Source organism: Kitasatospora sp. NPDC059577 (assembly GCF_042735475.1).
GTDB lineage: Bacteria > Actinomycetota > Actinomycetes > Streptomycetales > Streptomycetaceae > Kitasatospora.
Map to the genome: position 1 here is coordinate 1 of NZ_JBHWBZ010000115.1, position 6,534 is coordinate 6,534.

The following is a 6,534-nucleotide window of genomic DNA, read 5'->3' on the forward strand; positions in this document are numbered from 1 at the left end:
GCGCCCACCTCACCCACACCCACCACCAACTCCCCCCCACCCACCCCTACCGCGACTTCGTCGCCCACACCCTCAACCACACCACCAACAGCCGCAGTCACGACTACTTCGCCCGGCAACTCGCAGGCCTCACCCAGCCCACCACCCCGTTCGGACTCACCGACACGCACGCCAGCCCCACCCGCGAAGCCCGGAACCCCCTCGACCCGCACCTCGCGGAGCGCGTCCACTCGGCAGCCCGTCGCCACAACACGACGCCGGCGACCCTCTTCCACCTCGCCTACGCCCACACCCTGACCCACCTCACGGGCCACCGGGACACGGTGTTCGGCACGATCCTCCTCGGGCGACACAGCGCCGGTGCCGACGCGCACCGCACACCCGGGCTGTACATCAACACCCTCCCGATCCGCATCGACACCCGCGACCAGGACGCCCTCACGGCTCTCCGCGCCACCCACGAGCGGCTCGCCGGCCTCCTCGAACACGAGCACGCCCAGCTCGCGGTCGCCCAGCAGGCCGGCCCCCTCCCGCCGAACACCCCGCTCTTCACCACCGTCCTCAACTACCGCCACACACCGGCGGAGGAACAGTCGAGCACGCTGCTGGAAGGCGTCGAGGTGGTGTTCGCCGAGGAACGGACGAACTACCCGCTGGCCGTGTTCGTGGACGACTTCGGCAGCGGGTTCGGGTTCACCGTCCAGTCCGTCGAAGCCGTCGACCCCCAGCTCGTTCACGACCTGCTGCTCACGGCCACCGAGAACATCGTCACCGCCCTCGAAACCGACCCCCACACCCCCCTCGCCGACATCCCCGTCCTCACCCCCGAACTCCGCCACACCCTCCTCACCACCTGGAACGACACCACCACCCCCACCCCCCACACCACACTCACCCAACTCCTCACCGAACAGGCCACCCGCACCCCCGACCACACCGCCCTCGTCTTCGAAGACCAGCAGCTCACCTACACCCAACTCCACACCCACGCCAACCAGTTGGCCCACCTGTTGAGCGACCACGGCGTCGGCCCGGAGTCTCTGGTCGCGGTCTGCCTCGACCGCTCGACCGAACTCGTCGCCACCCTCCTGGCCGTCCTCAAGACCGGCGCCGCCTACCTCCCCATCGACCCCTCCCACCCCACGGACCGCATCGCCACCATGCTCGACGATGCACGGCCCGCCGCCATCGTCACCACCAGCACCAGCAGCCTCACCGCGCTCACCATCGACATCCCCACCATCCACCTCGACCGCACCGACCTCACCGACCGGCCGAACACCGAACCCCCACTGACCGCCCACCCCGACCACCCCGCCTACGTCATCTACACCTCCGGCTCCACCGGCCGCCCCAAGGGCGTCACCATCACCCACCGCGCCATCGTCAACCGGCTGGCCTGGATGCAGTCCGCGTATCCGCTGGACGCCACGGACCGCGTGCTGCAGAAGACGCCATTCGGATTCGACGTCTCCGTCTGGGAGTTCTTCTGGCCGCTCCTGGAAGGCGCCACCATGGTGGTCGCGCGCCCCGGCGGCCACCAGGACCCGGGCTACCTCGTCGATCTGATCCAGAGCCGGCAGGTCACCGTCACCCACTTCGTGCCGTCGATGCTGCAGGCCTTCGTGCAGGAGCCGGCCGTCGCGAACTGCACGGGGCTGCGCGCGGTGTTCTGCAGTGGCGAAGCCCTGCCGGCCGAGCTCCGGGACAAGTTCCACGCCCTGCTCGACGTGCCGCTGCACAACCTCTACGGCCCCACCGAGGCGGCGGTCGACGTGACCGCCTGGGACTGCTCCGCCCCGAACGCCGGGGCCTCGGTCCCGATCGGCCGGCCGGTCTGGAACACCCGGGTGTACGTGCTGAACGCGCGACTGGAACCGGTCCCACCGGGCGTGGACGGCGAACTCTACCTGGCAGGCGCCCAGTTGGCCCGCGGCTACCTCAACCGTCCCGGCCTCACCGCCGAACGCTTCGTGGCCTGCCCGTTCGGCGAACCCGGCCGCCGCATGTACCGCACCGGCGACCTCGCCCGCTGGACTGCCCAAGGAGCCCTGGCGTACGCCGGCCGCGCCGACGACCAGGTCAAGATCCGCGGCTTCCGGATCGAACTCGGCGAGATCCAGGCCGCCCTGGCCACCCACCCGGCCGTCGCCCAGGCCGCCGTCATCGCCCGCGAGGACACCCCCGGCGACAAGCGCCTCGTCGCCTACCTCGTCCTCGGCACCGAGCAGAGCCAGGCCGAACTCGGCTCCTCCATACGGGACTTCCTGAGCGCTCGGCTGCCCGACTACATGATTCCGTCAGCGGTCGTGGTCCTCGACGCGCTGCCCGTCACCGTCAACGGCAAGCTCGACCAACGCGCCCTGCCCGCCCCCACCCACACCACGAACCGCACCGACCGCACCCCCACCACCCCACACGAAGAAGTGCTCTGCGCCGTCTTCGCCCAGGTCCTCGACCTCCCCCACGTCACCCCCACCGACAGCTTCTTCGACCTCGGCGGACACTCCCTCCTCGCCACCCGCCTCCTCAGCCGCATCCGCACCACCCTCGGCATCGAGGTGCCGATGCGCACCCTCTTCGAGACGCCCACTCCGGGCGCCCTCGCCCTGCGACTGGATACGGCCACCGGGACGCGCCCGGCGATCACCGTCACCGAGCGGCCCGAGCGACTGCCCCTCTCCTTCGCCCAGCAACGCCTCTGGTTCCTCGGTCAGTTGACCGGTCCCAGCGCCACCTACAACATCCCCATCGCCCTCCGCCTCACCGGCACCCTCGACCGGAACGCCCTCCAGGCCGCCCTGATCGACCTGATCACCCGGCACGAATCCCTGCGCACCGTCTTCCCCACCGGGAACGGCGACCCCCGCCAGCGGGTGCTCACACCTCAGGAACTCACCTTCGAGCTGCTCGTCACCGAACTCGACACACCCGACGACCTCCCGCACGCCATCACCCACACCACCACCCGCCCCTTCGACCTCACCACCGAACTCCCCCTCCGCGCCCACCTCATCACCCTCACACCCGACGACCACGTCCTCACCGTCACCATCCACCACATCGCCGCCGACGGCTGGTCCCTCGCGCCCCTCGGCCGCGACCTCACCACCGCCTACACCGCACGCCTCGCCGGCCACGCCCCCGACTGGTCACCCCTGCCGGTCCAGTACGCCGACTACACCCTCTGGCAACGCGAGCTGCTGGGATCCGAGAACGACTCCGAAGCCCTGCTGGCACGGCAGTTGAGCTACTGGCAGGAAGCGCTGGCCGACCTGCCGGAGGACCTGCCCCTGCCCTTCGACCACCCCCGCCCCGCCATCGCTACCCAGCACGGCGCGCTCGTCGATCTCACCGTCCCCGCCGACCTCCACGCCGCCCTCACCCACACCGCCCGCGCCAACGGTGCCACCCTCTTCATGGTCCTCCAGACCGCCCTCGCCACCCTCCTCTCCCACCTCGGCGCCGGGCAGGACATCCCGATCGGCACACCCATCGCCGGACGCACCGACGACAACCTCGACGACCTCGTCGGCCTCTTCGTCAACACCCTCGTCCTCCGCACCGACCTCACCGGCAACCCCACCTTCACCCAGGCACTCGCCCGCGTCCGCGACACCGGCCTCACCGCCTACACCCACCAGGACATCCCCTTCGAACGCCTCGTCGAAGAACTCGCCCCCACCCGCTCCATGGCCCGGCACCCCCTCTTCCAGGTCATGCTCAGCCTGCAGAACACCGCCGAGGCCCTGGTGGACCTGCCCGGGCTCCACAGCACCACCCTGTCCACCACCTCGCCGTCGGCGAAGTTCGACCTCTCCTTCGAGATCAGCGAGACCTTCGACTCCGCGGACGGAAGCCCCACCGGTCTCGCCACCCGCATCACCTACGCCACCGACCTCTTCGACCAGGCCACGATCGAACTCCTCGGCGAACGCTGGATCCGGGTGCTGACCGCCCTCACCACCGACCCCGAGGCCCCGATCAGCACCGTCGACGTCCTCGACACCGAGGAACGCCACCGGATCCTCACCACCTGGAACGACACCGCCCAGCCGACGACCCCGGCCACCCTGCCGCAGCTGTTCCAGACCCAGGCAGCCCGCCACCCACAGGCCGAAGCCGTGATCTTCGGCGCACAGCACCTCAGCTACGCCGACCTCGACGCCCGCAGCAACCGCCTCGCCCACCGCCTGATCGCCGCCGGCATCGGACCGGAGAGCCTGGTCGCGCTGGCGCTGCCGCGCTCCGTCGACCTGCTCACCGCGATGCTGGCGGTGCTGAGGAGCGGAGCGGCCTACCTGCCGCTGGACCTGGCTCACCCGGCCGCCCGGATCGCCTTCCAACTGGACGACGCCCGGCCGAGCCTGGTGATCACCTCGGCGGCGAGCACCGTCGTACCGGACGGCACCTCCGTGCCCCGGCTGGTGCTCGACGGGCCGGAGGCGACCGCGGCCCTCACCGAACAGTCCGGCGACCCGGTGGCGGACACCGACCGGACGACGCCCCTGCTGCCGACGCATCCCGCGTACGTGATCTACACCTCGGGCTCCACCGGACGCCCCAAGGCGGTCGTGGTGCACCACGCCGGCCTGGCCAACCAGTTGGCGTGGCTGGCCGCCGACCACGGGCTCGCCCCCGACGACGTCGTGCTGGCCCGCACCTCCACGGCCTTCGACGCGTCGGTGTGGGAGCTGTGGCACCCGCTGGCTTCCGGCGCTGCCGTCTGTCTTGCTCCCGACGGCCTCGGCGGCGACCCGCGCGCACTCCTCCGCTACGCCGCCGAACACCGGGTGACCGTCGCCCAGTTCGTCCCGTCCCAGCTCGCCACGCTCCTCGACGAGGGCCGGATCGGCTCGCTGCGGCGGCTGTTCTCCGGCGGTGAGCCGCTGAGCGTGGACCTCACGCGGCGGATCACGGACAGCTGGAACGTCCCGGTCACCAACCTCTACGGCCCTACCGAGACGACCGTACAGATCGCCTCCGCCACCGGGGATCCGACGGCGTCCACGGCGACGGTGCCGCTCGGGCGGCCGGTCCACAACACCCGGTTCCTCGTCCTGGACGCCGCGCTGCGTCCGGTCCCGCCGCGCGTGGCCGGTGAGCTGTACATCGCGGGCCCCCAGTTGGCGCGCGGCTACCTCGGCCGCCCCGCCCTGACCGCCGAACGCTTCGTGGCCTGCCTCTTCGGCGCGCCCGGCGACCGCATGTACCGCACCGGCGACATCGTCCGCTGGACCACCGACGGAGAACTGGAGTTCGTCGGCCGCACCGACGACCAGGTCAAGATCCGCGGCTTCCGCATCGAACCCGGCGAGATCCAGGCCGTCCTCGCCGCCCACCCCGCCGTCGCCCAGGCCGCCGTCCTCGTCCGCGAGGACACCCCCGGCGACAAGCGCCTCGTCGCCTACCTCGTCCCCACCCCCGGCACCGACGAAGCCGGGTTGCCGGCACAGGCCCGCGCGGCGGCTGCGGAGCGGCTGCCGGAGTACATGGTGCCGTCGGCCGTGGTGGTGCTGGAGTCCCTGCCGCTGACGGCCAACGGCAAGCTCGACCGCCGGGCCCTGCCGGTCCCCACCTACTCCACCGGCGCCGGCCGCGCACCCGCCACCCTGCGCGAAGAACTGCTCTGCACCGTCTTCGCCGAAGTCCTCGGCCTGCCCTCGGTCGGCGTCGAGGACAGCTTCTTCGACCTCGGCGGACACTCCCTCCTCGCCACCCGCCTCACCAGCCGCATCCGCACCACCCTCGGCACCGAACTCCCCCTCCGCACCCTCTTCGAAGCCCCCACCCCCGCCACCCTCGCCCAACGAATCGACACCACCACCACCGGAACACGCCCACCGATCTCCCCCACCGAACGACCCCGACCCCTCCCCCTCTCCTTCGCCCAACAACGCCTCTGGTTCCTCGGCGAACTGACCGGCCCCAGCGCCGCCTACAACATCCCGGCCGTGCTCCGTCTCACCGGCACCCTCGACCACGACGCCCTCCAGGAAGCGCTCCGCGACCTGGTCACCCGCCACGAAGCACTGCGCACGCTCTTCGCCGCAACCGACGGGCAGCCGCACCAACACGTGCTCCCCGCCGACCGCTCCACCGTCCGGCTCACCGTCACCGAGACCACCGAGCCGGAACTGGCCGCCTCCGTGGCCCGCGCCACCGGACGTGCCTTCGACCTCGCGACCGAACTCCCGGTCAGGGTCGAGCTGTTCGCCCTCGCGCCGCAGGACCACGTGCTGGTCGTAACGGTCCACCACATCGCGAGCGACGGGTGGTCGCTGGCCCCGCTCGGCCGCGACCTCTCGTCCGCCTACGCCGCGCGCCTCGACGGACGGGCACCCGACTGGTCACCCCTGCCGGTGCAGTACGCGGACTACACACTCTGGCAGCGCGAGCTGCTGGGGTCGGAAGAGGACTCCGAGGGCCTGCTGGCGGAGCAGTTGGGGTACTGGCGGGAGGCGCTGGCCGAGCTGCCGGAGGAGCTGACGCTGCCGTTCGACCGTCCGCGCCCGGCCGTCGCCACGAACCGGG

At 71.4% G+C, this 6,534-nt stretch carries 1 protein-coding gene; it reads left to right on the forward strand.

The genetic code is table 11. The annotated features are described in order from the left end of the window. A partial coding sequence (locus ACFV0O_RS40910; protein WP_380349986.1) for an amino acid adenylation domain-containing protein occupies positions 1–6,534 on the forward strand: 6,534 nt, incomplete at both ends.